2 protein-coding genes are annotated in these 2658 nt (G+C 59.7%); both read right to left on the reverse strand.

The window, feature by feature from the left end:
- The coding region (locus tag ACXJ7R_RS29490) for a DUF1214 domain-containing protein (protein WP_457154904.1) at positions 1-1442 on the reverse strand (1442 nt) is incomplete at its 3' end.
- Positions 1443-1496: 54 nt separating this feature from the next.
- Positions 1497-2534, reverse strand: a complete 1038-nt coding sequence (locus ACXJ7R_RS29495; RefSeq protein WP_457154905.1) for a DUF1254 domain-containing protein — start codon at positions 2532-2534, stop codon at positions 1497-1499.
- Positions 2535-2658: the final 124 nt, after the last annotated feature.

Consider the following 2658-nt stretch of genomic DNA (forward strand, 5'->3'; position numbering starts at 1 on the left):
GTCCAGGAGCCATCGATGACCGCGGTTTTTGGCCAATAGGCGCGCAGGAAGAGCGAGAAGTCGGCACCTTTCGGCGCAGGAAGCCAATTGGCCCGCTGCACAGGGTCCGAGGGCGCATCGGATTGAACGATGATCGCCAAGGACCCGTCGGCGGCAAGCCTGAGATCCGCGTTCTTCGTGCCGACCGAGTATCGCTTGATAACGTTCGGCGCAAAGAAATGGTGTTCGTTGTAGAGCGTCAGCGACCAAAAGCCCCTCACGGGCGGCGTTTGGTCCTTCGGAAAAGTTACAGTATACTTTTTGCTTCCGTTCAGACGTCGGCCGTCCGCATCGAGGTCTTGATAATAATACTTCGTCTCGTTCGGTGCATTGACGAAGATGTTGGATTTCGCGACGGCAGTCCGCGTAAAATAGTCCGTGCCGAATGCTGCGTTGTTGGATGTCGTCGACCAATTGAACGGGAGTTGGACCCCCCAGTTGCGGAATTCGAACAGGGGAGCGACAAGCTCGGTATCGGCCCTGGCCGCCTCATCGTCCATCGCCTTTCGCAGACCCGCGTCGACCTTTGCCGCCTGCAGCACCGCCAGGACCTGGGCGTAGCGAGCCTCTTCGCCGGGAAGCGGAGGAGCATCGGCGAGCGCACCGGGCAATGCGTCGAAGAACGTTGCCGGCGGTACCCATGGCGTTTCCTTATCGCCACCCTCGGCATCGACATGCGGAATGCCTTTCCAGTCGACAGTTTTCATGGTGCCGTCGAATTCGCTGAGCGGGTAGATGTTTATCTGGTTGATGACCGGCTGAATCGCTGCCCGGTCCTCAATGGTGTCGTCCATGAACACACGAGGGATCACGTAGCCGGTCGTCGTGGTGCATCGAAACACCTTCGCGATGCCCTTGGGTACCTCACCCTGCCAGCCCGGGCCGACGAACAAGTAGAAGCCGGGCTGGCTCGCATACATCTTGCCCAGGCTTGCGAAGCTGTCGGTTCGTGAATTGACGATCTGGTAGACCCAGAAGCGATTGCCGAAATCTGGCACCTGTATCACCGCCGGTGAAAGATCCAGCGCCAGCGGCCCGCCGCCATAGACGACATCCTGGTTCGGGCAGGCTACCAACCGCTCGTCGGGCGCTATGTAGTCCGTAATCATCGATAGCCGGTTGAGTGGCGCGGCCGGAGCGCCGCCTGAGATCAGCGGCTGCGGGATCTCTGCATTTATCGCGCGGCGGTTCATGACATTGACCAGGGGCCAAGCCCAGAGAAAGGCGTCCCGCGCGACGGTTCGCGCGTACTGCTCGGTGATTTTCACCCGCGCGTCAGGGCCGGAGGGCATCGCCGCCGCCCAGTTCGGCGAGGGCGGCAAGGGTTGCGGGTTCAACCCGGCAGCATCCGCTTCAGACGATCTGACCGGGGCTTTCGCGAGTGGAGCAGTTTGACGCGTCATCCTTCCCTCCTGGTTCAGCCGGTATTTGTGACGGCGCCGAAGATCGCAGGATTGTTATTTGGCCGCCTTCGGCTCCGGGAATGTCCACTTCCCGTCCAAAATCTCGGCTCGCGGGCGGTAGAGCCGCACGGTGTAATTCCAGCCCTTCATGATCGGCAGGCAATTGGCGATCTTGCCGTCACAACTGCCGAACTGGACAGAGATTGTGCCGTCGTCGCCCTTCTTGGCCGTGAGGTTGTTCAGCGAGTAGGCGTTGTACTGGTTCTTCTCGTAATAGCCTTCGGCATTGTAGAGGCTCACCGACCAGAAGCCGTCGACGGGCACATCCTTGACGTCAAGTTTGTAGACGGTTGTGCCGTCATTGTTGGCCGGGGTGATGTTGAGATAGGTGGCATCCTTGTCCGGATTGCCACCCCATGCTGCCGCACTGCCAACGAGGTGGCGGACAGGGTCGACGTCTCCCTTCTTGCCGAATGCACCCTTGAAGTCTGGCATCGTGGTGGCAAGAACCAGCAGTGCATCGCGCACCTTCTTCTGGCTCGCCTGATCCCACGCCGGGCTTTCGAAGCTGCCGGCATTGGCCTGCTCGGCCTTTATCGCATCCTGCAGGGCATGCACTTTCGTCACGTCGTCGGGATTGGCTGGATCGACCAACGTGCGGATACCGGCAAGCACATAGCGCGTGCCGACCGTCTCCTTGTCGAGCTTATAGCTACCGCCCCCATAGACGACTTGCGGCACATAGTGATCCTCGTTGACGATCATCAGCGACATGAACCGGTCTCCGGCGTCGGGCAATGTGATCGTCACGGGACCGGCGTCGAGGTCGAAAACGGCGGACGAATAAAGCGTATCGCGATTCGCGCGAACAACGGCCTGATGCTCGATCTGCATCGGCTCGCGGCGATGCAGGAACTTGCCTATCCCACCTGCGTCCTTGATCGCACTGCCGAAATAGAGATCGGTTTCGGCGCGAACGAAATTGTCGACGGTGACCGGTACGGCATCCGCTGCTCGGGCTTGCAAGCCCGCTAAGGAACCAAGCGCGGCGAACGAGAGTGCCGTGGCAATTGTGAAAGCCCGTATTTTCATGTGAGTGTCCTCACTTTGTCTTCTCGATATCCGGCAGCATCCATGTCTTGTCGAACAGCGGTTTTTCCGGACCGTAGAGGCGGAAGAGGACTTCGAATTTTCCTTTGGGGCTGGTGGGCACCCA

Source organism: Mesorhizobium sp. P5_C1, assembly GCF_054049815.1.